The organism is Pseudomonas lundensis (assembly GCF_002269125.1).
Lineage (GTDB): Bacteria > Pseudomonadota > Gammaproteobacteria > Pseudomonadales > Pseudomonadaceae > Aquipseudomonas > Aquipseudomonas lundensis_A.
Genome location: NZ_NQKI01000042.1, coordinates 1 through 25790, shown reverse-complemented (window position 1 = coordinate 25790; position 25790 = coordinate 1). Strand labels below are relative to the sequence as shown.

The window sequence follows — 25790 nt, the reverse complement described above, 5'->3', positions numbered from 1 at the left end:
CCTACTCCGAATCCTTGTCTGAAACCTTGCCAACTTGGCCCGAAGGGCCAGCCAGCAATAAAATTTCCGGTCCAACGAGAAAGGCGCATCCGGGGATGCGCCTTCGGTGTTCCGTATTACTCAGCCTTAGGCTGTTCACGCAAACGAATATGCAGCTCTCGCAACGCCTTAGCGTCCACCATGCCCGGAGCTTGAGTCATGACGCAGGCAGCACTCTGGGTTTTAGGGAATGCAATCACTTCACGAATCGACTGAGCGCCAGTCATCAGCATGACAAGGCGGTCCAGGCCGAATGCCAGACCACCGTGCGGCGGCGCACCGTACTTCAGCGCGTCCAGCAGGAAGCCAAACTTCTCTTCCTGTTCCGCCTCGTTGATGCCCAACAGACGGAAGACCGCTTGCTGCATTTCTTTACGGTGGATACGGATCGAACCGCCACCGAGCTCGGTACCATTCAACACCATGTCATAAGCACGAGAAAGAGCGGTTGCCGGATTGGCTTCCAGCTCTTCAGGCGAACACTTCGGCGCAGTGAACGGGTGATGCAAGGCGCTGAAGCTACCGTCTTCGTTCTCTTCGAACATCGGGAAGTCAACGACCCACATCGGGGCCCACTCACAGGTCAGCAGGTTCAGGTCGTTACCTACCTTGATACGTAGCGCACCCAGTGCCTCACTCACGATCTTGGCTTTATCGGCGCCAAAGAACACGATATCGCCATCCACAGCGCCTACGCGATCCAGGATGACATTGAGGTTGGCTTCCGGAATGTTTTTAACGATCGGCGATTGCAGACCCTCAACACCCTTGGCGCGCTCATTGACCTTGATGTACGCCAGGCCGCGAGCACCATAAATGCCAACGAACTTAGTGTAATCGTCGATCTTGCTGCGCGGCATGCTCGCTCCGCCCGGTACGCGCAACGCGGCAACGCGGCTTTTAGGATCGTTGGCCGGACCGCTGAAGACCTTGAATTCAACGTCTTTGAGTTGATCGGCAACATCTACCAGTTCAAGCGGGTTACGCAAGTCAGGCTTGTCGGAGCCATAACGGCGCATGGCCTCTTCAAACGTCATGTGCGGGAATTCGCCGAATTCCAGATCCAGCACTTCCTTGAACAGGGTGCGAATCATGCCTTCGGTCAGGCCCATGATGTCTTTTTCATCAAGGAAGCTGGTCTCAATGTCAATCTGAGTGAACTCAGGCTGACGATCTGCGCGCAAATCCTCGTCGCGGAAGCACTTGGCGATCTGGTAGTAGCGATCAAAACCCGCAACCATCAGCAGCTGTTTAAACAGCTGTGGCGATTGAGGCAAGGCAAAGAAGCTGCCTGCATGAGTACGGCTTGGCACCAGATAGTCACGTGCACCCTCTGGGGTTGCGCGGGTCAGAATCGGTGTTTCGACATCCAGGAAGCCGTTTTCGTCGAGATACCGACGGATGCTGGTGGTCATGCGCGAACGCAGGCGTAGCTTCTCGAGCATTTCTGGGCGACGCAGGTCGATAAAGCGATAACGCAGACGGGTCTCCTCGCCTACATCAGAGAATTCGTTAAGCGGGAACGGAGGGGTCTCTGCTTCGTTCAACACTTCCAGTTCGTAACCCAGCACTTCGATCATACCGGACGCCATGTTGGCGTTGCCCGCACCTGCCGGACGCAGACGCACCTTGCCGGTGACTTTGACGACGTACTCACTGCGCACACGATCCGCGGCAGCGAAGGTTTCAGCACGATCCGGATCGAAAACCACTTGGGCCAGACCGTCACGATCACGGATATCGAGGAAAATCACCCCACCGTGGTCACGGCGACGGTGAACCCATCCGCAAAGGGTAATTTCCTGGCCTTCCAGGCTTTCGTTCAGTTGGCCGCAATAATGGCTGCGCATCATGGTCGTAGTTTCACTTCTCGTAATTCGAAATTCGGTGGAGGCCTTGCGCACCATTACCAGTGGTTAGTGACACGCAAGACCCCGCTCATATTCAGACTGCTTTCGCTCGATCTCAGTCGGATTTGTCGCCGCCTGCCAGATTTTTTTTCGAGCCTGTCTTGAAATCTGTTTCATACCAGCCCGTGCCACTCAAGCGAAAGCCAGGCATGGACAGCAGTTTTTTCAACTCAGGCGCCTGGCAGGCAGGACAATCAATCAGCGGTGAGTCACTGATTTTTTGAATGGCTTCCAACTGATGACCGCAGGAAGCACATTGATAATCGTACATGGGCATTGGCGTATCTCGACTATCCGATAGCGGCACCCTCCTACAGAGGGCCACAAAGGGCGAGATTATATCTGGTAAATCGTGCCTTTGCAGCCGCGCGAACGGCCATATGAAGCTAAAGGCACCATAAATATTGAGCGGTTACAAGCAGCTGAACACCCGCACTCGCTTGGCTTAAAGGTCACTCACCCCCAAAAGAACTGCTTTTGTGGAGCCTCAGCCGATCCCCGTACAGCATTAGAGAGGTGCATCACACACACAACCCGAATCAGCCCGCTGAAGTTTTTCACCCCGCCATGCCGCAGATGAACCTCCCTGTCTACATACGACAACAACGCATTTATTGAACAATCATTATTGCGAGCAATGTCCGACAACACCTTCCAGTACACCTCTTCAAGACGCAGACATGTTGCAAATCCATTTAACCTGACCGAACGCGATAACGGTCGCGCCAACGACATCCCAAAATCGAGAATAGCAGGATCAATCTTGACTCTTTGAACGACTCTGCCACCCACCCCTTCATGCCTGATTAATCGCCCCATATTTAGAGCACTCCATCGCAACACCATTTAAGTTAATTAATATTCTTTGAAACACCCTTACATAAAACATTATGTAAAAGTTCTTATCCAGCGGATCTCACCCGCAAATACGTAGGAGCTCTCCCGCTGCACCGGATGAATTCTTGAACGCTCAGCCTCAAGCCCTCAAACGCCAGCCACACGGAGCCATCACCACTTAAATCCGGGCAAGTCTGATGCCTCGCCCCAGTAATAAAATAAAATACAGCATGGACTTACAGCCAACTTTTACGCCGCGCCATATGTATGTGTACTGCTGTACCTGATACACCCTCCCACCAGCCCACCAACCCTCAAACAAATATATATATAGCCTTTATGTCAAAACAACCCAACTTCAAAGCGAAACAAAATTCATCACACATAAGGAAACCCAAAGTATCCCGCCCCCTCTTAAATATAGCCATAACACAATCACAACAAATCAAACGCCGCCCCCAGACAAAAGCATTGTTAGAAAACGACGAATCCTACCGACTCAAAGGAAGCACCTTTATTTACCGTTCAGAAGGCATAATTTGAGAAGCTTCACGCTTTACTGTTAAATAGGCAGCGTGTCGCCTCCACCGAGGCTTGGTGAAGGCGCATAGGCTGATCACCGCACGTGTCCAACGCCTTCATTTTTTCAGAAGCGAACCGTGCCCAATCAGCTCTTCCTTGCGATCCGTCTTAATGTGAGTTAATCGAAATGTTGAAAATCGTCCACTTGGTGACGGGAGCAGCGGCGTTGCTGCTGTCCTTTATACCCAGCCTACAGTCTGAAGCTATCCCTTACCTGCAACACGCCGATGCCCTATACCTGGCTTTTCTCGGCTTGCTCAACCTGACCCTGGCCCCTGTCATACCGTTCTGGAATAAAGGTGCGCGCCACCAACTGCAAAATCTGGTCAGCGCCTTGCTTGTCCTGTCTGTGGTTCTGCAAACCCTGACCCTGTTTGGCCTGCTGTTGCCGATCGGCGATCAACCTGCAGTTTTGTTAAGCCTCGCGCCTGCCTTTTTGGCCGTATTGCTACATCTGGGGGTTAGCTTTTACAAGTCCTCCCCGTCGTCAGCTTCACCAAACTACGACATGACTAACCGCGATACCGGCACCGTGAAGTGGTTTAACACATCAAAAGGGTTCGGCTTCATTTCCCGCGACTCCGGCGATGATATTTTCGTGCACTTTCGTGCCATTCGCGGCGAAGGCCACCGCGTTCTGGTAGAAGGCCAGCGCGTGGAATTTTCGGTAATGAACCGTGATAAAGGCCTCCAGGCTGAAGACGTGATCGCGGCACTGCCACGCCGCTGATTTAACCGCCCAATAAAAAACCGCGAGCAGCCTGGCTGATCGCGGTTTTTTATCATCTGTCTGAAGGATCAATAATGTGGTGGGGGCGCCTCGTCCTCAAACGACTCAAACTGCCCCCCCATCTCTTCCTGGCGCTTAAGCAAAGCAGCAATCTGCATCTGCAACCGATCTACGGCATTTTGCTGGGCCACCAGCACATCATTCAGCGCCTGGATGGTGTCATCCTGAAAAGCCAAACGGGTTTCAAGATCTGTCACACGAGCTTCAAGCGTCACAGCACGCCCTCCGAAATTATCAACGCTTCACCGAGAACCGCTTTCAACCTGCTGCGCAAACTAAGTACCTCTTCGCGAGCATAAGGCTTTGCCGGGTGTTTACCCCAAACCGGGCCGGGCCATGCAGCATCCGTGACGTACCGCACGATCACATGCATGTGCATCTGTTTGACCACATTACCCAATGTGGCCACATTCATTTTGTCCCCTGCAAACAGATCCTTCAGCACGCGTGCCAATACGGTGGTTTCACGCCACATCAAGTGCTGATCATCATCATTCAACTGAAACAACTCACTGATACCCTCGCGTCGCGGCACCAGAATGAACCAGGGGTAATTGGAGTCATTGGACAGCAGAAGGCTGCACAACGGGAAATCTCCCATCAGCCACGTATCCTGTTTGAGACGAGAATCCAAAACGAACACTGAATGTTCTCCTGTGCGACGGTAATTTTACAGGCAGCCAGACTCATCAACTGCCCGCCAGCGAAGTGCAGGATACCCCTGATCCAGAGTTGCTTCACGCCTCAAGGCAACAGTAATTCAACAAAGATGCACCAAAATTGCACAGCCCGAATGATTTCAGTGCAGTCAAACGTCACCACTCGCGCGCCGGGTGTTAACCGGTAACATTTTTCGCTCTCACAATTTAAATAACTGGAGGTTGGGTAACACAAATACGGAAACGCCTGCTCCTGACGTCCATAGCCCTCGGCTTCAGACCGCACGAACGCTGGATATCCTCGATGAATATTTTTTTTCTAAAGATGTCGAGCTTTGAGCATGCTTGTTGCATAGAGCATGTCCATGTCGATGATGCGCGCTCAAGGATGTAACAGGGCTACGATAATCAACAATAGACCAGCCGCAGATAAGTGGCGGTTTAAATCCGTGGTTCCATGACAGAACCCACCACACCAACCACCCAAAACAGTTTCAACAACATGTACGAACACCCCTGGCAGCAGCACATTTACGACTTAAAAAACGTGTTTTGCGACACAGCTGTAAAGAAGCTGAAAGCTTATGAGGGTAAGTATCGCCAATAGGGCCGGCGTGATATAAGTTTGCGCCGACACAAAAAGAAAGAGCCGCCCCAGATAAAAATTCAGGTGGGACGGCAGTACTCTTCCTAAAACCAAAGGAGCAAATCACGATGCGCGTGATGAAGTGGAGCATGATCGCACTGGCTGTATCAGCCGGGACTACGCAGTTCGCAATGGCATCGTCTCAGGACGAAGCCAAGGGTTTCATTGAAGACAGCACCCTGACTTCCAAAACCCGCATGCTGTACATGAACCGTGACTACCGCAATGGCGCTGGCAACATCGCGAAAGAAGGTGGCGGCTTCAAAAACGGTTATCGCGAAGACTGGGGCTTGAGCGAACTGCTCAACTACGAATCCGGCTTCACTCAAGGCACCGTAGGTGTGGGCGTGGATGCTTTCGCAATGGGTACTGTGCGCCTGGACGGCGGCGCAGGGCGTCAAGGTAACGGCCTGTTCGCCACTCGGGGCAATGGCGATCCGGAAGATACCCAGTCGAAAATGGGCGGAGCGGTAAAATTCCGCATCTCCGACACCGTTCTGAAGTACGGCAACCAATTCGTAGCCAGCCCGGTATTCTCCACAGATGACAGCCGCTTGCTGCCTGAAGTAGCCACCGGCACCCTGATTACCAGCAAGGAAATCAAGGGACTGGAATTGAGCGCCGGTCGCTTCACCGCGCTGAGCTCCCAGACTGGCATGGGTCGTGACAGCATCAACGGTCCGGGTGAACCCGGCCTGACGGCTGCCAATATTGCTGGCGCAACCTACCAGTTCACCGACAATTTTGTCGGCGGCGTAGCAGCGTCGGACGTTGATGATTACTTCAAAAAGCAATACATCAACCTGAACTACACCCTGCCGATTGCTGAATCTCAGGCCTTGAACTTCGACTTCAACGGCTACCGCACTTCTAGCCAAGGCAAAGAGCTAGCGGGCGACGTCGACAACAAAATCTGGAGTTTGGCAGCAGCCTACAGCTTGGGCGCACACAAGTTCACCCTGGCCTACCAGCGCTCTACCGGTGATAGCGGCTACTACTACGGCGTAGACGGCGGCGGCTCTATTTTCCTCGCCAACTCCGTGCAGTACTCCGACTTTAACGGCAAGGACGAGCGCTCCTGGCAGGGTCGTTACGACCTTAACATGGCCAGCTACGGCGTACCCGGCCTGAGCTTCATGGCCCGTTATGTCAACGGTGACAATATCTCCACCTCCGAAGGCGAAGGCAAAGAGCACGAATTCAACTTCGAGAGCAAATACGTGATGCAAGAAGGCCCGGCCAAAGACCTGTCCTTCCGCCTGCGTAGTTCGGTTTATCGCACCACCAGCAACTACGGCGTTGATACCAACGACGTTCGCGTGATCGTTGAGTACCCGCTGAACATCTTGTAATAAGTGCGTTAATGCCTTAACTGCATCGTGTTCAAAAAAGCCATGCCCTTCAAAGAGGGCATGGCTTTTTAATGTCCGGGCTCAGCAATATAGCAAGCTAACTAACTTCCTACCGTTAGCGCAATGTAGCGCTGATTACTGAAAAGTGAAGACCAAAAACAATTAAAGAGGCTCACGCCCCTTTAATTGATCAATCACACACGTGTCTGACTCAGGCTATTCACGGCCACTTATTCTGCCGCCGACTCCTGAACCACGCGAATCACACGCTGCGGAAACGGAATATCGATATTTGCAGCCTTCAGACGATCACGGGACTGTTCGTTGAACATGAACAGCACATCCCAGTAATTCGGGGTATCAACCCACACGCGTAATGACATGGTGATAGCACTGTCACCCAACGTGGTCACGACAACCACCGGAGCAGGATCTTTGAGTACGCGCGGGTCATCCGCCAACGCCAGCAACACCTCACGCACCTTCTGCAGATCCGCCTCGTAATCAACGCCAACATCAAACACCACCTTGCGCGTCGGCTGACGGTTGTAGTTAGTGATGATGCCGTTGGACAAATTGCCGTTGGGCACGATGACAGTCTTGTTGTCGCCGGTGCGCAGAACAGTATGGAAGATCTGAATGCTGTCGACGGTACCACTCACGCCCTGCGCTTCAATCCAGTCACCAATCTTGAACGGACGGAACAACAGTATCAGCACCCCACCAGCAAAGTTCGCCAGGCTGCCCTGCAACGCCAAACCGATCGCCAGACCCGCCGCACCGATCGCCGCCACAAATGAGGTGGTCTGAATGCCGATCATTGAGGCAACACTCACCACCAGCAGCACTTTGAGAATGATGTTGGCCAGACTGCTGATAAAGCCTTGCAGCGCCAGATCAGCCTTGCGCAGCGCCAGTAAATTACCCAGCTTTGCGGTCAGGCGATTGATCAACCACCAGCCTACAACCAACGTAATCAAGGCCAGCAGCACGCGGCTACCGTATTCCATGATCATCGGAATCCAGGCTTGCGAAGCCTGGATCAAGTGATCCATTTCAGCGTTCAAGTCCATTTATATCTCCTTGTACCGATACCCGGCGACGTCATTTACTCAGCGAAACGACTGAACGCTACCCGCTCAATCGTTTCTGCAGTGCCCGAAAAACTCGGACGCCGATGATCGCCAGAGGTTCCCCCATGGCCAATGATCATTAATCAATCGCGGAAATTGTTGAACTGCAATGGCAGATCGAACGTCTTGGCGCGCAAGGCAGCAATGGCTTCTTGCAGGTCATCGCGCTTCTTGCCGGTAATGCGTACCTGCTCACCCTGAATGGCGGCCTGAACCTTGAGTTTGGCGTCTTTGACGTGAGCGACGATTTTCTTCGCCATCTCCTTGTCGATACCTTCCTTGAGCACTGCTTCTTGCTTCATCAGCTTACCCGACGCGTAAGCTTCCTTGACCTCAAGGCACTGCACATCGATCTTGCGCTTGACCAGGGCCAGCTTGAGAATTTCGATCATTGCTTCCAGTTGGAAGTCAGCTTCGGCAGTCAGGTTGACCGTCAGGTCTTTTTCCTTGAACTCAAAAGAGCCTTTGCCTTTTAAGTCGTAACGGCGGTCCAGCTCTTTGACAGCGTTCTCGACTGCGTTGGTGACTTCGTGCTTGTCCAGTTCGGATACCACGTCGAACGACGGCATGTGTTTTCTCCAATAATAAAGGGCGCGCTCAACACAGATGGAGCACGCCTGACCTGACAGTTAAAATGCGCGGGCATTATAACGGTTCTTCGACTTCATTCACGGGCGAGCACTCATGTCTGCACAAACCGATAGCGGCACCTCACGGTTGGCTTCAACGCCTTGGCACATTCTGGGGGCTGGCAGTATGGGTTCGTTATGGGCCACCCGCCTGGCACGGGCAGGGTATGACGTACGGCTGATTTTGCGCGATGAGGCGCGATTACACGCTTACAAAACGGCGCAAGGTTTGACCCTCGTCGAAGGAAACAAAGCCACTCTGTGGCCCATTGCAGCGCAAACCCTCGACACCGCAGAACCCATCATACGCCTGCTAGTGGCGTGCAAAGCGTATGACGCAGAGCATGCCGTCGCTCGTATCGCTCACCGTTTGAGCCCTGACGCGCAACTCATCCTGCTGCAAAACGGACTGGGTAGCCAACAAGCCGTAGCCGCTCTGGTTCCACAGGCGCGATGCCTGTTTGCCTCCAGCACGGAGGGGGCGTTTCGTGAGGGCGACTGGCGCGTGGTCTTTGCCGGGCAGGGTCATAACTGGCTAGGTGACCCTCAACAGGGCGCCGCGCCCTCATGGCTTGACGAGCTACAACACAGCGGCATCAGTCATGAGTGGAGCCCGAACATTCTGAGTCGGTTGTGGCGCAAGTTGGCGCTCAACTGTGCAATCAACCCGTTGACCGTGCTGCATCAATGCAGAAACGGAGGACTGAAAGCACATGCGCACACAGTGGATGCGCTGTGCAGTGAACTCGGCGCCCTGCTTGAAATCTGCGCACAACCAGAAGCAGCGGCAAATTTGAGCACTGAAGTGCACCGGGTGATTGACGCCACAGCTAACAATTACGCCTCGATGTATCAGGATGTGGCACAACGCAGGCGCACAGAGATTAGCTATTTGACCGGGTATGCCTGCCAGGCGGCGCAACGCAGTGGCCTGGACACACCTCACTTACATGCTATCCACCAACAGTTGACAGCCCACCTGAAGCACCTCGGTTTGCCCTCTCACTGAACGCCGCGCTAACCTGCCCGTTCACGCACTCACTAGGGCCCATCATGTCTTTGCGCCAGCGCCTCGAAAACCTGCCGGTCGGCCAAAAGCTGCTGGCCGCCCTGCTTGTGCTGCTGGCAACCGTGCTGCTGGTGGCCAACCTGACATTCATCAGCGTGGCTTACTGGATTTCCCACGAAAGCACCGCGCCGCAAGCGTTGCAGACCTTGGGCAGTCTGGTATCCAACCCCGCGCTGATGGAGCATGCGCTGGATTCTCCTGAGAGCGCCAACGCCCTGCTTAAAGAAATTGGCACCTACGCCCCCCTCCGAGCCGGTGCTATTTATGACCCGTCTGGCCATTTATTGGCACAGTTGCAGCACGGCGATCGTCTGGCGCTACCCGAACACTTTGACCAAGTTCAAGCCTGGGGCCTGACTGAGCTGCGCAGCCATCACACTTCCCGGCTTCCGAAGGGCGGGCATCTGTTGCTAGTGGCCAGCAGTGAACTGCCCATGGCGTTTTATACCGGCACGTTCACCGCCAGCCTCGGAATTCTGGTGTTCAGTGTCTTGCTGTGGCTGTTGATCGCGCGCCAGATCAAGCGCCTGATCACACAACCCATCTATCAGCTCGAAGAGCTGTCACGCCAGGTCACACGCGAGGAGAACTATTCGCTACGGGCCAAACCGGGCAATAACGATGAAATCGGCAGCCTCGCTGAAGCGTTCAATACCATGCTCTCGCGTATCGAAGCGCGTGAGCAGGAGCTCAAACGCGCCCGAGATGAAGCACAGGCAGCCTACGATCAAGCCCAGGCGCTGGCAGAAGAAACCCGCCATACCAATCGCAAGCTCGAACTTGAAGTGCAGGTAAGAAGCAAAATCGAGAAAAAACTCACCGGCTTTCAGATTTATCTCAACAGCATTATCGATTCCATGCCCTCCGCCCTGATCGCACTGGACGAACAGCTCTACGTCACGCAATGGAATCAGGAAGCCAGCGCCCTCTCCGGCACGCCGCTGGATGAGGCCCTGAATCAACCGGTTTATCTGGCATTTGAACCTCTGAAACCTTTCTTGCCGCAAATCAAAGACACCATCGCCCACCATCGCGTCGTCAAAATAGAGCGCGTGACCTGGCCTCAAGGTGATGAGCCCAAACATTACGCACTGACTTTCTATCCATTGATGGGGGGTGGCGGACGCGGCGCCGTGATCCGCATCGACGACATCACCCAGCGGCTCTCCATGGAAGACATGATGGTTCAGTCAGAGAAGATGCTCTCTGTGGGCGGTCTCGCGGCGGGGATGGCCCATGAGATCAATAATCCATTGGGCGCCATTTTGCATAATGTGCAAAACATCCGGCGGCGCCTGTCCAACGACCTGCCCAAGAATAGTGAGCAAGCCGCGCTGACAGGCGTTGACCTTGATGCGATAAACCGTTATTTGCAGGCCCGAGAAATCCCTAAGCTACTGGATGGCATTCAACAGGCGGGGGCCCGCGCAGCCAAAATCGTGACCCACATGCTCAGTTTCAGTCGCCGCAGTAATCGCCAAATGAGCCCTTGCGACCTGTCGGCGCTGATTGATCAGGCGGTCGACATCGCAAGCAATGACTTCGACCTCGCCATCGGTTTCGACTTCAAGGGCCAGGCCATCATTCGTCAGTTTGACCCTCACCTCGGGCCCGTACCCTGCATCCCCAACGAGCTGGAACAGGTGCTGCTGAACTTGTTGAAAAACGCCGCCCAGGCGATTCATCAGCGCCAAGGCAACACCGAACCCGGGCGCATCGTCCTGCGCACGAAACTGAATCCACCCTGGGCTGAGATCCAGGTGGAAGACAACGGCGCAGGCATGCCTGAAAACGTGCGCAAACGTATTTTTGAGCCTTTCTTCACCACCAAGGAAGTTGGCCAAGGCACGGGGCTCGGTCTTTCCGTGTCCTACTTCATCATTACCAATAACCACAAAGGGCAAATGGAAGTGCACTCAACCCCGGGTCAAGGCACGTGCTTCACGCTGCGCCTGCCATTGATGCCCGTCCACGAAACTACCAAGTCGGAACTGTAACCATGGGCTTTCGCTTATCAAAGATTTACACCCGCACCGGCGACAAGGGCGAAACAGGCCTGGGCGATGGCCGGCGCGTGTCCAAAGATCATCCTCGGGTCGAGGCGATTGGAGAAGTGGACGCGCTTAACAGCCAACTGGGGCTCTTGCTCGCCGGGTTACACGAGCAAAGCGTCCGGACGCCGGGCCTGGACGAACTGATCGAGGTGCTGACGCCCTGCCAACACCGACTGTTTGACTTGGGAGGCGAGCTGGCCATGCCGGCTTATCAGGCGTTAAATCTGAGCGAAGTCGAACGGCTTGAAGCGGCGATTGATCGCTGGAACGAGGAGCTGGGACCACTGGAAAACTTCATTTTGCCAGCAGGCTCTACCCTGATCGCCCAAGCGCATGTGTGTCGCTGCCTCGCGCGCAGTGCCGAGCGTCGCTGCCAACATCTCAATGCAGTCGAGCCTCTCAACGGCCCTGGACTGGCCTATATCAACAGGTTGTCAGACCTGCTGTTTGTGACGGCACGCTTGATTGCCAAGCGCCAAGGGGTTGCAGAAGTGTTGTGGCAGGCCGCAGATAAACCCGCTGATTGAGGCGCAAGCGCTCGTCAGTGCGCTTGCACGGGAGAACACAGATTACATTTCGGGCACACGCTGTGACGTCAGGTCATGCGTGGGGCCAGAACGCGCGAATGCCCGATACACCTTGCGCGCCGACGTCCCACGCCTGCTGACGATCATCAGGCCCCAACCCACCCAGCAGAAACACCGGCTTGTTAAAACCAGCAATCAGTTGCTGCGCCTGCTCCCAACCCAAAGGCTCCATATCTGGATGAGTCTCTGTGGGCAAGACGGGTGACAGCGTCACGAAGTCAACGTCCATCTGTTCTGCCAACGCCAATTCCTCAGCGTTATGACACGACGCTGCCAACCAGCGATCTTTAGGAAACGGCCGGCCTTTGGCGGCGTATTTACGTAGTTGCGCCGCCGTCAAATGCCAACCGGCCGACGGAAAATCACCCAGCCACTCCAGCGGCCCTTTGAGCATCAGCTGCGCCTTGCCTGCGCACAGCCCCGTGGCGTCTACCGCCAAATCCCGGTACTTAGGGTCATAGCCTTTGGGCGCGCGCAAGGAAACCAGCTTGATACCGCCCGCGATGGCTTTCTGTAAGCCCCGTAGCAACTCTGGCCCTTCAAAACCGTCAGGCGTGATGAGGTACTGATCAGGCAAACGCGCCGCTGCCAAAATCGGTCTATTGGCTTCAGGAAATGCGTAACTCGCCAGATCCCGCTGGCTGACCCACGCCAAAGGCTGGCCTTCCACGCCGCAAGGCTCACCGGTAAACGCCGAGACTTCCCACACATCCAGCAACACGTGCTTGTCGGGATAATCGTGCTTCACGGTGATCAATGGACGAGCCGAGGTCACGTCGATCCCAAGCTCTTCTTTCAGCTCACGGCTCAAGGCCGCGCTGACAGACTCTCCGGCTTCAACCTTGCCGCCGGGAAATTCCCAAAGACCGCCTTGATGCTGTGTATCAGCACGACGAGCAATCAGAATTCTGCCGTCAGTGCCTCGAATGACGGCCGCAGCCACATGAACTCGTTTCACCCTTGAACTTCCTCTAATCCCGCCTGTTGCCAGGCTTTGAACGTGGACTACCGAATCAGCAGCCGCTCACGTGCGCTGGTAAGTCGTTAGCGCGCCCATCAAGCCAAACAAGCTTGCCTGACTGGCACGCGATGTCGAGACGACTTAGGTCCGGTACTCGGCGTTGATTTTGACGTACTCGTGGGACAGGTCGGTGGTCCAGATGGTTTCGCTGCATGCACCGCGGCCCAACTCGATGCGGATGGTGATTTCTTCGCGTGCCATCACTGCCGAACCTTGCTCTTCGGTGTAGGTCGCCGCACGGGCACCGCCACTGGCGATACACACTTCGCCGAGGAACACGTCGATCTTGCTGACATCCAGCTCCGGTACACCGGCACGGCCCACGGCTGCCAGGATCCGGCCCCAGTTGGGATCGGACGCGAACAGTGCGGTTTTGATCAGGGGCGAATGGGCCACGGTATAACCGACGTCCAGGCATTCCTGGTGATTGGCGCCGCCATTGACTTCAACGGTCACGAACTTGGTCGCACCTTCGCCATCGCGCACGATGGCCTGCGCCACCTCCATGCACACGTCCAGCACCGCCTGTTTCAGCGCGTCGAACAAAGGGCCGCGGGCTTCGGTGATTTCAGGCAGATTGGCCTTGCCCGTGGCAATCAACATGCAGCAATCGTTGGTGGACGTATCGCCATCGATGGTGATGCGGTTGAACGATTTGTTGGCGCCGTCGAGCAACAGATCTTGCAGCACCTGGCGCGACACCTTGGCGTCCGTCGCGATGTAACCGAGCATGGTGGCCATGTTCGGGCGAATCATGCCCGCGCCCTTGCTGATCCCGGTAACGGTAACGGTCACGCCTTCATGCTGAAACTGACGACTCGCCCCTTTGGGCAAGGTGTCGGTTGTCATGATGCCGATGGCCGCCTCTGCCCAGTGATCCTCAGCCAGATCGTCCAGCGCCGCGTGCAGCGCGCCTTCGATTTTTTCGACCGGCAATGGTTCGCCAATCACACCGGTGGAATACGGCAACACAGCGCTGGCGTCCACACCGGTCAATTCGGCCAGTTTCGCGCAGGTGCGGGTACCCGCTGCCAGGCCTGGTGCCCCGGTGCCTGCGTTGGCATTGCCGGTGTTGGTGAGCAAATATCGCACAGGACCTTGCACGCGCTGTTTGGCCAGAATGACCGGGGCCGCGCAAAACGCATTCAGGGTGAAGACGCCCGCCACGCTGGAGCCTTCGGCACAGCGCATCACTACCACATCCTTACGCCCGGGACGCTTGATACCGGCTGAAGCAATCCCCAGCTCAAAACCCGCAACCGGGTGCAAAGTGGGCAAAGGACCAAGACCAACTGCCATGATGCGCTCCTCAATAAGCTGTCTGCGCCGCCCTTAAATGGCGGGAATTCAATGGTAAAACGCCGCGACGGCTAATGCCGGTCGCGGCGCAGGTGTTTCAGCAGATGAAACGGGTTATCAGTTGATTTGCCCGTGACAGTGCTTGAATTTTTTGCCCGAACCGCAGTAGCACAGCTCGTTGCGGCCGAGCTTCTGTTCGTTACGAACAGGGTCGGTAGCAGGCGTGACGTCTGAGACCTCTACGCCTTCCAGCTCTTCGGTCAAGGCCTGCGGCTGATCCAGACCCGGCGCCTCTGCATGCTGGAACTGCATGCGCGACGCCAGCTCTTCAGCTTCCTGACGCAGACGTGCCTCTTCTTCGATTGGGTCTTCGCGACGCACTTGAACATGCGACAGCACGCGGATCGAATCGCGCTTGATCGAATCAAGCAGCTCGGAGAACAGGTTGAAAGACTCGCGCTTGTATTCCTGCTTCGGGTTCTTTTGCGCATAACCGCGCAAGTGAATGCCGTGACGCAGGTGATCCATGGTCGACAGGTGGTCTTTCCACAGGTCATCCAGTACGCGCAATACAATCTGCTTCTCGAACGTGCGCAGCGCTTCAGCACCCGCCTGCTCTTCTTTCTCGTTGTACGCCGCAATCAGCTCAGCCAGCAGCTTCTCGCGCAGGGTTTCTTCGTACAGGTGATCGTCTTCGTCGAGCCATTGCTGGATTGGCAACTTCACGCCGAAGCCGCTTTCGATGGCGGACTCCAAACCTGCAACGTCCCACTGCTCCGGCAGCGACTGTGGAGGGATGTGTGCGCTGATCGTGCTGTCGAGGACATCTTTGCGGAAGTCAGCGATGGTTTCGCCAATGTTGTCGGCGGCCAGCAACGTGTTACGCATGTGATAAATCACTTTACGCTGTTCGTTGTTGACGTCGTCGAACTCCAGCAATTGCTTACGGATATCGAAGTTGCGACCTTCAACCTTACGCTGGGCCTTTTCGATAGCGTTGGTCACCATGCGGTGCTCGATCGCTTCGCCGGACTGCATGCCCAGGGCCTTCATGAAATTCTTCACCCGGTCAGAGGCGAAGATGCGCATGAGGCTGTCTTCGAGCGACAGGTAGAAACGGCTGGAACCCGAGTCACCCTGACGGCCGGCACGACCGCGCAGCTGGTTGTCGATACGGCGCGATTCGTGACGCTCGGAAGCAATTACGTGCAGGCCGCCCGACTCCAGGACTTGCTGGTGACGTTTCTGCCAATCGGCCTTGATCTGGGCAATCTGCTCAGGAGTAGGGTTCTCGAGAGACGCCACTTCCACTTCCCAGTTACCGCCCAGCAGGATGTCCGTACCTCGGCCTGCCATATTGGTGGCGATGGTCAGCGCGCCCGGGCGACCGGCCTGTGCAATGATTTCAGCTTCTTTTTCGTGGAACTTGGCGTTCAGAACTTTGTGCTCAATGCCTTCCTGTTTCAACAGGTTGGACATGTGCTCGGACGTTTCGATGGTCGCGGTGCCCACCAGTACCGGACGGCCTTTGGCCATGCAGTCCTTGATGTCGGCCACAATGGCTGCGTACTTCTCGTCGGCCGTCAGGAACACCAGGTCGTTATAGTCTTTACGTGCCAGCGGCTTGTTCGGCGGGATAACCATCACCGACAGACCGTAGATCTGGTGGAACTCGAACGCTTCAGTGTCAGCCGTACCGGTCATGCCGGACAGCTTGTTGTACAGACGGAAGTAGTTCTGGAAGGTGGTCGAAGCCAGCGTCTGGCTCTCTGCCTGGATGTTCAGGCCCTCTTTCGCTTCGATAGCCTGGTGCAGGCCTTCGGACAAACGACGACCCGGCATGGTACGACCGGTGTGTTCGTCAACCAGCAGCACCTGACCGTCTTCAACAATGTATTCAACGTTGCGGTGGAACAGTTTGTGAGCGCGTAGTGCAGCGTACACGTGGGTCAGCAGGCCCAGGTTGTGCGCCGAGTACAGGCTTTCACCTTCAGCGAGCAAACCGATCTGGGTGAGCATCTCTTCAACAAACTGGTGACCGGCTTCGTTCAGCTCGACCTGACGGGTCTTCTCGTCGATGGTGAAGTGACCCGGCTTGGTTACTTCGCCCTCTACTTCTTCGATGTGCTGTTCGAGACGCGGAATGAGCTTGTTGATTTCGGTGTACAGTTTGGAGCTGTCTTCAGCCTGACCGGAAATGATCAGCGGCGTACGGGCTTCGTCGATCAGGATCGAGTCGACTTCGTCGATTACAGCGAAGTTAAGCTCACGCTGGAATTTTTCTTCCATGCTGAAAGCCATGTTATCGCGCAGGTAATCGAAGCCAAATTCGTTGTTGGTGCCGTAGGTGATGTCAGCGGCGTAGGCTTCACGCTTTTCCTGTGGTGGCTGGAACGGCGTAACCACGCCGACCGTCAGGCCCAGGAACTCATAAAGCGGACGCATCCAGTTGGCATCCCGGCGCGCCAGGTAATCGTTCACCGTCACAACGTGCACGCCCTTGCCGGACAACGCGTTGAGGTAAACGCCCAGGGTCGCTACCAAGGTCTTACCTTCACCGGTACGCATTTCTGCGATCATGCCTTCGTGCAAGGTCATGCCACCGATCAGCTGGACGTCAAAGTGGCGCATGCCCATGACGCGCTTGCCTGCTTCACGGCAGACCGCGAAGGCTTCAGGCAGGAGTTGATCGAGGGTCTCACCTTTTGCTATGCGGGCCTTGAACTCTTCGGTCTTGGCACGCAATTGCTCGTCGGTCAGAGCAACCATCTGCTCTTCGAGGGCATTGATGACCTGAACCTTCTTGAGCATGCGTTTAACTTCGCGCTCGTTCTTGCTTCCAAAAAGTTTCTTTAACAAAGGCGCAAACATATCGGCAGGATCTTCCACACATAGGGATGGAGGGCGGCCCCGAGAGTCGCCCGAGCAGCCCTGATGGCCGCATGCGAGCGAGCATTCTACCCGGAAACGGCGGTGAGGAAAGTGGCGTTATTCCACGATACTGGTACAGCGTTGTGACGGGGCTTCACTAAAATAAGGGCTTTTTGCTGAACTTCAACCCATAAGAGCAAGAAGTTACTCATTGATTTTGCAGCCAAAGTCTTCAGTTAGCGGATCAAGCGCAGCCACACGGCCGGTTTCTGCTAAGATTGCGCCTCAGTTTTCTCAGGTGTTTGAACATGGCATTTCGCCCACATCCAGCACGGGCACCCTCTGTCCTGCTGCGCGAGGCTAAGCCGTTAAAAGCCATCTTCGGCCACGCCAAGCGCTTGGCTCACCTGCAACGCTTGCTTGAAAGCCAGCTCCAGCCCGCCGCCCGCGAACACTGCCATGTGGCGTCGTGGCGTGAAGGCAGCCTGCTACTGATTGTCACGGATGGCCACTGGGCGACGCGGTTACGCTACCAGCAAAAACGCCTGCAACGTCAATTGCAGGCGTTTGATGAATTTGCCAGTCTGACCCGCATTTTATTTAAAGTGCAGCCGCCTACCGTGTTAGCCAAAGTGGCTGGCCACACCCTGGACTTGTCACAAGACGCCGCCCAGACCATCCAGGCGACTGCTGACGGAATTACCGACCCCGCACTGCGAGCCGCCCTTGAACGGCTCGCCAGTCATGGCAAACCAAAATCCGGTCCGGCGTAGCCGCTGCTTTATTTACGCTTGCTGCCACCCAGTAATGACCCGAGCAATCCCCGAACCAACTGGCGCCCCATTTGATTGACGGCCTGACGCGCCATCGACTGCAATGCCTTGCCTGTCGACGTCCCGAGGAACTCCCCAGCCTGATCCAGAAATCCGGGTTCTTTGGGCTCGGCCGGGGCTTGCTCCGCAGAGACACCGCCTTTGCGCGCCATGAGCACCTCGTAAGCAGACTCTCGATCTATCGGCTTGTCGTACCGCCCCTGCAGGGGTGAGGTGGCAATCAGCCCGGCGCGTTCCGCGTCACTCAAAGGACCGATGCGCGACTGAGGTGGCGCAATCAGCACCCGCTGCACCATCGCCGGCGTGCCCTTATCCTCCAACATGCCGACCAAAGCCTCGCCGGTGCCCAGCTCCGTTAGCACCGCGAGCGCATCGAACGCCGGGTTGGGTCGGAACCCGTCGGCCACGGCCCTGAGGGACTTCTGCTCTTTGGCCGTGAACGCCCGTAATCCATGCTGAATGCGCAGCCCCAATTGCGCCAACACGGTGTCAGGCAAGTCCGCTGGCGATTGCGTGACAAAGTACACGCCCACACCTTTGGAGCGAATCAAGCGCACCACTTGCTCCAGTCGATCCTGAAGCGCTTTCGGTGTATCGGCAAACAGCAGATGCGCCTCGTCAAAGAAAAGCGCCAATAAAGGCTTGTCCGAATCACCGCGCTCGGGCAACTGCTCAAACAATTCGGCCAGCAGCCACAACAAAAAGGTCGCGTAGACCTTGGGCGCTTCATGCACCAACCGGCTCGCATCGAGCAAATGAATGCGCCCGCGTCCGTCACTGTCCGGCTGCAAAATGTCTTCCAACTGCAACGCAGGCTCACCAAACAGCGCCTCAGCGCCCTGCTGCTCCAGGGTCGCCAGTCGTCGCAGTAGCGCCTGACTGGAACCGGTGGTCATTAGCGCCGCGTCGTCGCCCAGCACTTCGGGATGATCCCGCAGATGATTGAGCAACGCTTTGAGGTCTTTGAGATCCAGCAGCAACAGGCCTTCGCGATCCGCCACTTTGAACGCCGCATACAGCGCTGATTGTTGGCTGTCCGTCAGCTCCAGCAGACTGCCTAGCAAAAGCGGCCCCATTTCACTCAGGGTTGTGCGTAATGGATGCCCAGTCTTGCCCTGAATATCCCACAGCGTCACTGGATAAGCCGTGGGCTGGAAATTAAGCCACGGCATGCCCGCGATCCGCTCTGCAATTTTGCCCTGAGGATTGCCGGCGGCCCCCAGACCACACAAATCGCCTTTGATGTCGGCGGCAAACACTGCCACGCCCGCATCACTGAACTGCTCTGCCAGGCGTTGCAGCGTGACGGTTTTACCTGTCCCCGTAGCGCCCGCAATCAAGCCGTGACGATTGGCCAGACGCAATGACTGGGCGACGGGCTGACCCGAAAGGTCGGCACCGAGAACTAAAGCTGAGGAATCAGGCATTTTTCCACCTTAAATTAATCTTTCGCGGTAACACGTCGATACAACGTTAATGCTAGACCAGAAAATTCCGAATTTAATGTCGGAAAGAGCGCAAATAAATGTAGGAATCGCTCAGGTTCTGTCAGTGGTTTCTATGTTGGGCGCATTTCATGTCAGCAGGCATCACACTTTTAGACCTTAGCGGACCCTTCAAGCCATGAACAAAAATCTGCGTTTCAGTCATAAAATCCTGCTTGCCGCGTCCCTGATCGTAATAGCCGCTTTTTCGCTATTTACGCTGTACAACGACTACCTGCAGCGCACTGCCATTCGCGACGATCTGGACAGCTATCTGCGTGAGATGGGTAGCACAACGGCCAACAATATTCAGACATGGCTCGGCGGGCGCATCTTGCTCACTGAAAACCTGGGCGAGACCATCGCTATTAATCCCGCGCCTGACTATGTAGCCCAGTTGCTGGAGCAAAAAGCCCTTAGCAGCTCATTTATGGCGGTCTACTTCGGTGACACCCAAGGTGCATTCACCATCCGCCCCGATAGCAAAATGCCGGATGGCTTCGATCCGCGCAGCAGGCCTTGGTACAAGGATGCACTGAACAGCAATGCCGCCAGCCTGACCGAACCCTATATTGATGCGGTCACCGGGCAGATGATCATTTCCATTGGGACCGCCGTAAAAAAAGGCGGGCAAACCCTCGGAGTCGTCGGCACTGACCTGACACTCAAAACCATCACGGACACGATCAATGCCCTGGATTTTGGCGGCATGGGTTACGCCTTCCTGATCAGCGCAGACGGCAAGATCCTGGTTCACCCGGATAACACTCTGGTCACCAAGAACCTGAAAGATATCTACCCTCAAAACACGCCTCCCATCAGCACGCTCATCAGCGAAGTCAAGCTCGACGGCAAAGAACGCATCGTGACGTTTGCTCCGGTCAAAGGCTTGGGGTCGGTCAACTGGTACGTCGGCCTGTCGATTGATAAAGAGCAGGCCTATACCATGCTCAGCACCTTCCGCACGTCGGCAGTCATTGCCACGCTGATCGCGGTGATCTCGATCATAGCCCTGCTCGGCTTGCTGATTCGTCTACTGATGCAGCCGCTGCACGTCATGACCCGCGCCATGCAAAACATCGCGGAAGGTGAAGGCGACCTGACCCGCCGCCTGGTAGTCGAATCCAAAGACGAATTCGGCACATTGGGGAGCGCGTTCAACCAGTTTGTGGAGCGTATTCATACTTCCATGACGGAAGTGGCCTCGGCCACCGAACACGTCAATGAAGTCGCCTTGCGTGTCGTCAGTGCATCCAATTCGTCCATGGTTAACTCTGACGAACAAGCCAGCCGCACCAACAGCGTGGCCGCAGCGATCAACGAGCTGGGCGCCGCAGCGCAAGAAATCGCGCGCAATGCGGCACAAGCCTCGCATCAAGCCAGCGATGCACGCGGCCTGGCCGAAGAAGGCCAGCAAGTGGTGGAGCGCAGCATCGGCTCGATGCAGCAACTGTCGCAGATGCTCAGCACGTCCAGCAGCCACATTGAGTCACTGAATGACAAGACCGTGAACATCGGTCAGATCCTGGAGGTCATCACCAGCATTTCCCAGCAAACCAACCTCCTGGCTTTGAACGCCGCGATTGAAGCAGCACGTGCCGGGGAAGCAGGACGTGGCTTTGCGGTGGTGGCAGATGAAGTCCGCAATCTGGCGCACCGCACCCAGGAATCAGCGCAACAAGTGCAAAAGATGATCGAGGAATTGCAGGTCAGCGCCCGCGACTCGGTCAACACCATGGAAGAGAGCCAGCGTCACAGCAAAGACAGCGTTGAGATCGCTAACAGTGCAGGTGCGCGCCTGACCAGCGTTACGGAACGTATTGGGGAAATTGACGGCATGAACCAGTCGGTCGCCACTGCCACCGAGGAACAGACCTCGGTTGTGGAATCGATCAACATGGACATTACTGAAATCAACACCCTCAATCAGGAAGGCGTTGAAAACTTGCAGGCAACATTGCGCGCCTGTTCCGACCTTGAGCAACAAGCCGCTCGTCTCAAACAACTGGTCGGCAGCTTCCGCATATAAATGAACGCATGATCTGTGGCCGCCTGAGCGGCTACAGATCAGGTTCTGCTTCAGCCTCTTGCTGTAAGTGATCCCACAGCCTGGCAGCGTCAGGAAACTCCGTTCCGTCTTCGGGGCTCAGTGCGTCCGGATCGTAACGACTCAAACACCCCTCACCCACTGTAGCCGGTGCGCTGGACGTGGCCTTGTCGAGTGGATCGGTCATGGCACCTCCCCCTGTTCGGAACCCGAGATTGCGTTTTCATTGACGAACAACGCGAAGCTGCAATCGACGATCGACAGCGCGTTATTCATCAATGAGCACACAGAGACGCTTGCTTAAAAGACCACCGTCTTGTTGCCGTGCACCAGCACGCGATCTTCCAGGTGATAACGCAGGCCACGGGCCAGCACCATCTTCTCGACATCACGGCCGAAACGCACCATGTCTTCGATACTGTCACTGTGACTTACACGTACCACGTCCTGCTCGATGATCGGACCTGCATCGAGTTCTTCGGTCACGTAGTGGCACGTCGCGCCAATCAGTTTTACGCCGCGCAGCGAAGCCTGGTGGTAAGGCTTGGCGCCAACGAAGGAAGGCAGGAAGCTGTGGTGAATGTTGATGACCTGACCTGCGTATTCTTTGCACAGGTCCGGCGGCAGGATTTGCATGTAGCGCGCCAGGACCACTACTTCAGCATCGTGCTGCTTGACCAGACGCGAGACTTCAGTGAACGCAGGCTCTTTATCCTTGGGATCAACCGGCACGTGGTAATACGGAATGCCGTGCCACTCCACCATGCTGCGCAAGTCATCATGGTTGGAGATCACACACGCGATCTCGCAATCCAGCTCATCGCTGTGCCAGCGGTGCAGCAGGTCCGCCAGGCAGTGCGACTCGCGGCTGGCCATCAGCACAACGCGCTTCTTTTGCGCCGTGTCAGTAATGCGCCACACCATCGAAAATTCTTCAGCGATAGGAGCAAATGCTTCGCGAAACGCCTCGATGCCGAATGGCAGCGAATCCGCACGGATTTCGTGACGCATAAAGAACCAACCGCTCTGGTCGTCCGAGTGGTGGCTCGCTTCAGTGATCCAGCCATTGTGTGAGGCCAGAAAATTACTGACCTTGGCGACAATGCCGACGCCATCGGGGCACGCAATCACCAGTCGAAAAGTGCGCATGTAGGGCAAACTCCAAAAACTTTACTAAGGCCGCCATTCTAGCGAGTGCGCAGCAAAACGACAGTATTCGTTGAGACTGATTACCCACGCCCCGGGCCTCGCTGCCAGAGGTCCGCCTCAACAGTACCGCGGCCTGCATCGCGTTTATTGCAACCTGAATTCGCCTAATTAATCGTTTTAATAGGGTTGATAGCGACGCCTCTATTTAATAGCGCTTATTCAAAACAGCGAAGTTAATGAATAAAAACTTAACTAAATCTGCGCAGACAGGTTTACTTGATCAAAGTGTCTGACTATTATTGCCGCACTGTGTCCCTGTTAACCCTTTTCAACATAAGGTTATCCTCATGTCCCTGATCAACGAATACCGCGCAACCGAAGAAGCCATCAAAGAGCTGCAAGCTCGCCTGAAGAACCTGTCGGAAGACGACAAACTTCAAACTGAGCTGGAATTTGAAGGCAAACTGCGCACGCTGATGGGCGAATACCAAAAATCGCTACGCGATATTATTGCGCTGCTGGACCCAGAGTCCAAAGTAAGCAAAACACCACGCGGTGTTGTGAAAACTACCGGCACCAAACGTGCCCGCAAGGTTAAACAATACAAAAACCCGCACAACGGCGAAGTGATTGAAACCAAAGGTGGCAACCACAAAACACTGAAAGAGTGGAAAGCCAAGTGGGGCGGTGACGTGGTTGAAGGCTGGGCAACTTTGCTCGACTAAGTAATACCCGCACGCAGCTTATTTGCGATGCTCAAAAAAACGCCAGCTTGCTGGCGTTTTTTTATTGACGCCCGTTACTCCTCTCTTCCCGGTTCGCCCTCCACAAACACGCGACGACTTAAACCTTCTGCATACCGACGCCACTCATTCAACAACGTCAATTGCGCGGGCGTAGCGCTGCGCGACAGCTCTGCAACGCTGTGCTGGAAAGCAGCCAGGGTCAGCGGTGCGCCCATCTGCGGATCGGTCAATCGTTGCTGGCAGAAGACGCGCCAGCGTTCGCGCTCTTGCTCATTCAACGTATGAGCAAAGTTTCGCGCCCGGTACCGGAACAATAATTCAGGCAAGCGTTCATCATCAAAAGGCCAGGTATCTTTAGCCAATGCCTCAGGGTCACTGAGTCTTACTTGTTCACACAGGCGACGGTCACGGTCACCGATAAAGCCATCATATAACTGCTGCTCCGGATCCGCGCTCGGCACGAAGTCTTCACGGGCATAAATAGCCGTTAATTTATCCCGCCATAGTTCTTGCGCCTCGATAAGTGTTTGCGCCCGTTCCTGGCATTGGCCAACGTCCAATTGCAAACGCTCTTGATCCTGTGCGCGCACTACATTCATCGGCGCCACCACCGGACAACGATTAACGTGTATTAGCTTGAGCGGCACCGGTAATTGCCCGTCGGGCAAATCTTCTCGACGTGTATAGAGCTGTGCGCGGAGTGACTCAGCATCCAGTTCCAATAATGGCCGCGGATCAAAGTGCAAATCGCAGACAATCAGTGCATTGCGATTTTTCGGATGCCACGCCAACGGCAGTACCACCCCCAAATAATGACGCGCCGCCGAAAACCGTCCTGAAATATGCACCATCGGCTCTAACAGCCGAACCTGATCAAGCACACGTTGTTTCGTGCGCAACTGGAAAAGCCAGTCATATAACTTAGGTTGTTTGTCGCGAATCAATCGGGCCAGGGCAATCGTTGCGCGCACATCCGACAACGCATCATGGGCCTGACCGTGATCAATGCCATTAGCCGCGGTCAGACGTTCTAGCTTAAGAGTGACGCGCCCCTCCTCTTCAGGCCACACAATCCCTTCAGGGCGCAAGGCATAGGCAGTGCGCACTGCATCGATCAAGTCCCAGCGACTGTTACCCCCCTGCCATTCACGGGCGTAAGGATCGAAGAAGTTGCGATACAGACTGTAGCGCGTCACCTCGTCGTCAAATCGCAAGGTGTTGTAGCCTGCGCCGCAGGTGCCGGGCAAGGACAGGTGCGCGTGAGTACGCGTCATGAACTCGGCTTCGACCAGCCCCCGATCTTCCAGGCGACTGGGCGTAATGCCGGTGATCAGACAGGCCATGGGGTGCGCAAGGATGTCGTCGCTTGGCAGGCAGTACAGATTGAGCGGCTCGTCAATCTCGTTCAATTCAAGGTCAGTGCGAATGCCGGCGACTTGTACTGGCCGGTCACAACGCGGATTGATGCCGGTGGTTTCGTAGTCGTACCAGAAGATAGTGGTCACGGGGTGTTCCTGAACAGTAGACCCTGCAAGTCTAGGCGTTCAGCCCCGAGCAAGACCAGCCCGGATCTCGGCCTCAGGCAGACGCTGGCAAGGGATAGAAGCTGAAATACTGACGCAGGGCCGTGATCAGGGCGGTGTACTCGGGAGGCGGCTGGTAGAGGATGAAGCCAGCGTCGTAGTAATGCGGCGTGACATCTTCATGGCACCACAGGCAGCGTGCGGTCAGGTCGACCACCTGCACACGACCGTCAGCGTCGGGCAGCTTGAGTCGCAGCTCAAAATTGGCGTCGACCAATAACGGGAGCTGGCTGATGAGCATCAGCCCCTCTTCGCAGACATTACCCAAATACCCCAGGGGCTTGTCCGTGAATCGATTGAACACATTCAAGAAATACGGCAGTTGATGACGCTCGATACGGCGATCAGTAAACATGCTGAATATCACTTTGAAAGGCCATTAAGCATGACCGCGCTAGGCTCTGTACGTAAACCCAAGAAATACGATTTTCTGTAAAATACACCGCCATTAAAGCCAGGAGGCCAAGATG

Annotated in this window: 23 protein-coding genes and 1 pseudogene; 9 read left to right on the top strand and 15 right to left on the bottom strand. The window is 55.5% G+C overall.

Features of this window, described 5'->3' with window-relative positions:
• Positions 1-116 precede the first annotated feature (116 nt).
• The 3 genes from aspS to CJF39_RS19800 form a co-directional block, all read right to left on the bottom strand.
• Positions 117-1892, bottom strand: a complete 1776-nt coding sequence (aspS, locus tag CJF39_RS19810; RefSeq protein ID WP_094994967.1) for an aspartate--tRNA ligase — start codon at positions 1890-1892, stop codon at positions 117-119.
• A 112-nt stretch (positions 1893-2004) separates the two neighbouring features.
• On the bottom strand, positions 2005-2226 hold the full coding sequence (locus CJF39_RS19805; protein ID WP_094994966.1) for an FmdB family zinc ribbon protein: 222 nt from the start codon (positions 2224-2226) through the stop codon (positions 2005-2007).
• Between the two features lie 179 nt (positions 2227-2405).
• Positions 2406-2768 carry a ribbon-helix-helix domain-containing protein gene (locus CJF39_RS19800; protein WP_094994965.1) on the bottom strand — a complete coding sequence of 121 codons (363 nt, stop codon included), beginning with the start codon at positions 2766-2768 and terminating at the stop codon, positions 2406-2408.
• 727 nt (positions 2769-3495) lie between these two features.
• Here CJF39_RS19800 and CJF39_RS23525 point away from each other — a divergent pair.
• Positions 3496-4098, top strand: a complete 603-nt coding sequence (locus CJF39_RS23525; RefSeq protein WP_094994964.1) for a cold-shock protein — start codon at positions 3496-3498, stop codon at positions 4096-4098.
• A gap of 68 nt (positions 4099-4166) precedes the next feature.
• On the opposite strand, the gene CJF39_RS19790 is transcribed toward CJF39_RS23525, so the two are convergent.
• Both CJF39_RS19790 and CJF39_RS19785 read right to left on the bottom strand, forming a co-directional pair.
• A complete protein-coding gene (locus CJF39_RS19790) occupies positions 4167-4373 on the bottom strand; it encodes a SlyX family protein (protein WP_047278009.1) in 207 nt (68 codons plus the stop codon).
• Positions 4370-4801 carry an HIT domain-containing protein gene (locus CJF39_RS19785; RefSeq protein WP_094994963.1) on the bottom strand — a complete coding sequence of 144 codons (432 nt, stop codon included), beginning with the start codon at positions 4799-4801 and terminating at the stop codon, positions 4370-4372. Before CJF39_RS19785 ends, CJF39_RS19790 begins: the two co-directional genes overlap by 4 nt.
• 730 nt (positions 4802-5531) lie before the next feature.
• On the opposite strand from CJF39_RS19785, the gene CJF39_RS19780 reads away from it, so the two are divergent.
• On the top strand, positions 5532-6815 hold the full coding sequence (locus CJF39_RS19780; protein ID WP_094994962.1) for an OprD family porin: 1284 nt from the start codon (positions 5532-5534) through the stop codon (positions 6813-6815).
• Positions 6816-7045: 230 nt separating this feature from the next.
• On the opposite strand, the gene CJF39_RS19775 is transcribed toward CJF39_RS19780, so the two are convergent.
• Both CJF39_RS19775 and CJF39_RS19770 read right to left on the bottom strand, forming a co-directional pair.
• Entirely contained in the window at positions 7046-7888 is an 843-nt protein-coding gene (locus CJF39_RS19775; RefSeq protein ID WP_094994961.1) for a mechanosensitive ion channel family protein, read from the bottom strand.
• Positions 7889-8031: 143 nt separating this feature from the next.
• Positions 8032-8517, bottom strand: coding sequence for a YajQ family cyclic di-GMP-binding protein (locus CJF39_RS19770; RefSeq protein ID WP_094994960.1), 486 nt, complete (start codon positions 8515-8517; stop codon positions 8032-8034).
• A gap of 115 nt (positions 8518-8632) precedes the next feature.
• Here CJF39_RS19770 and CJF39_RS19765 point away from each other — a divergent pair, with 115 nt between their 5' ends.
• From CJF39_RS19765 to CJF39_RS19755, 3 genes are read left to right on the top strand one after another with little or no spacing between them, the layout of a single operon-like run.
• Positions 8633-9586 carry a putative 2-dehydropantoate 2-reductase gene (locus tag CJF39_RS19765; RefSeq protein WP_094994959.1) on the top strand — a complete coding sequence of 318 codons (954 nt, stop codon included), beginning with the start codon at positions 8633-8635 and terminating at the stop codon, positions 9584-9586.
• Between the two features lie 44 nt (positions 9587-9630).
• Positions 9631-11643, top strand: coding sequence for a sensor histidine kinase (locus tag CJF39_RS19760; RefSeq protein ID WP_094994958.1), 2013 nt, complete (start codon positions 9631-9633; stop codon positions 11641-11643).
• 2 nt (positions 11644-11645) lie between these two features.
• The gene (locus CJF39_RS19755) at positions 11646-12227 is read left to right on the top strand and encodes a cob(I)yrinic acid a,c-diamide adenosyltransferase (protein WP_094994957.1); all 582 of its coding nucleotides are present in this window, start codon (positions 11646-11648) and stop codon (positions 12225-12227) included.
• A gap of 73 nt (positions 12228-12300) precedes the next feature.
• Here CJF39_RS19755 and CJF39_RS19750 read toward each other — a convergent pair whose 3' ends face one another.
• The 3 genes from CJF39_RS19750 to secA all read right to left on the bottom strand — a co-directional run bounded on the left by CJF39_RS19750 (position 12301) and on the right by secA (position 17478).
• Positions 12301-13245, bottom strand: a complete 945-nt coding sequence (locus tag CJF39_RS19750) for a Nudix family hydrolase (RefSeq protein WP_094994956.1) — start codon at positions 13243-13245, stop codon at positions 12301-12303.
• A 144-nt stretch (positions 13246-13389) separates the two neighbouring features.
• A complete protein-coding gene (argJ, locus tag CJF39_RS19745) occupies positions 13390-14607 on the bottom strand; it encodes a bifunctional glutamate N-acetyltransferase/amino-acid acetyltransferase ArgJ (protein ID WP_094994955.1) in 1218 nt (405 codons plus the stop codon).
• 117 nt (positions 14608-14724) lie between these two features.
• Complete coding sequence (gene secA, locus CJF39_RS19740; protein WP_094994954.1) at positions 14725-17478, bottom strand: preprotein translocase subunit SecA; 2754 nt, start codon at positions 17476-17478, stop codon at positions 14725-14727.
• Between the two features lie 308 nt (positions 17479-17786).
• Between secA and CJF39_RS19735 the strand changes: the two genes are divergently transcribed.
• A complete protein-coding gene (locus CJF39_RS19735) occupies positions 17787-18251 on the top strand; it encodes a DUF721 domain-containing protein (protein WP_094994953.1) in 465 nt (154 codons plus the stop codon).
• An 8-nt stretch (positions 18252-18259) separates the two neighbouring features.
• Here CJF39_RS19735 and CJF39_RS19730 read toward each other — a convergent pair whose 3' ends face one another.
• Positions 18260-19738 carry a helicase HerA-like domain-containing protein gene (locus CJF39_RS19730; protein ID WP_094994952.1) on the bottom strand — a complete coding sequence of 493 codons (1479 nt, stop codon included), beginning with the start codon at positions 19736-19738 and terminating at the stop codon, positions 18260-18262.
• A gap of 196 nt (positions 19739-19934) precedes the next feature.
• On the opposite strand from CJF39_RS19730, the pseudogene CJF39_RS23785 reads away from it, so the two are divergent.
• A pseudogene (locus tag CJF39_RS23785) lies at positions 19935-20966 on the top strand (HAMP domain-containing protein); the annotation flags it as partial.
• An 18-nt stretch (positions 20967-20984) separates the two neighbouring features.
• Positions 20985-21824 (top strand): methyl-accepting chemotaxis protein, encoded by an 840-nt coding sequence (locus CJF39_RS23780; RefSeq protein WP_432760259.1) that lies wholly within the window; start codon positions 20985-20987, stop codon positions 21822-21824.
• A gap of 31 nt (positions 21825-21855) precedes the next feature.
• Here CJF39_RS23780 and CJF39_RS23090 read toward each other — a convergent pair whose 3' ends face one another.
• Positions 21856-22029, bottom strand: coding sequence for a hypothetical protein (locus CJF39_RS23090; RefSeq protein WP_170047002.1), 174 nt, complete (start codon positions 22027-22029; stop codon positions 21856-21858).
• A 113-nt stretch (positions 22030-22142) separates the two neighbouring features.
• Entirely contained in the window at positions 22143-22991 is an 849-nt protein-coding gene (gene purU, locus CJF39_RS19720) for a formyltetrahydrofolate deformylase (RefSeq protein WP_094994950.1), read from the bottom strand.
• Positions 22992-23338: 347 nt separating this feature from the next.
• Between purU and mvaT the strand changes: the two genes are divergently transcribed.
• Complete coding sequence (gene mvaT, locus CJF39_RS19715; RefSeq protein WP_047276768.1) at positions 23339-23716, top strand: histone-like nucleoid-structuring protein MvaT; 378 nt, start codon at positions 23339-23341, stop codon at positions 23714-23716.
• Positions 23717-23790: 74 nt separating this feature from the next.
• Here the strand turns inward: mvaT and sbcB are convergent, their stop codons facing one another.
• A complete protein-coding gene (sbcB, locus tag CJF39_RS19710) occupies positions 23791-25242 on the bottom strand; it encodes an exodeoxyribonuclease I (protein WP_094994949.1) in 1452 nt (483 codons plus the stop codon).
• A gap of 73 nt (positions 25243-25315) precedes the next feature.
• Positions 25316-25675 (bottom strand): pilus assembly protein PilZ, encoded by a 360-nt coding sequence (locus CJF39_RS19705; protein WP_094994948.1) that lies wholly within the window; start codon positions 25673-25675, stop codon positions 25316-25318.
• Positions 25676-25790: the final 115 nt, after the last annotated feature.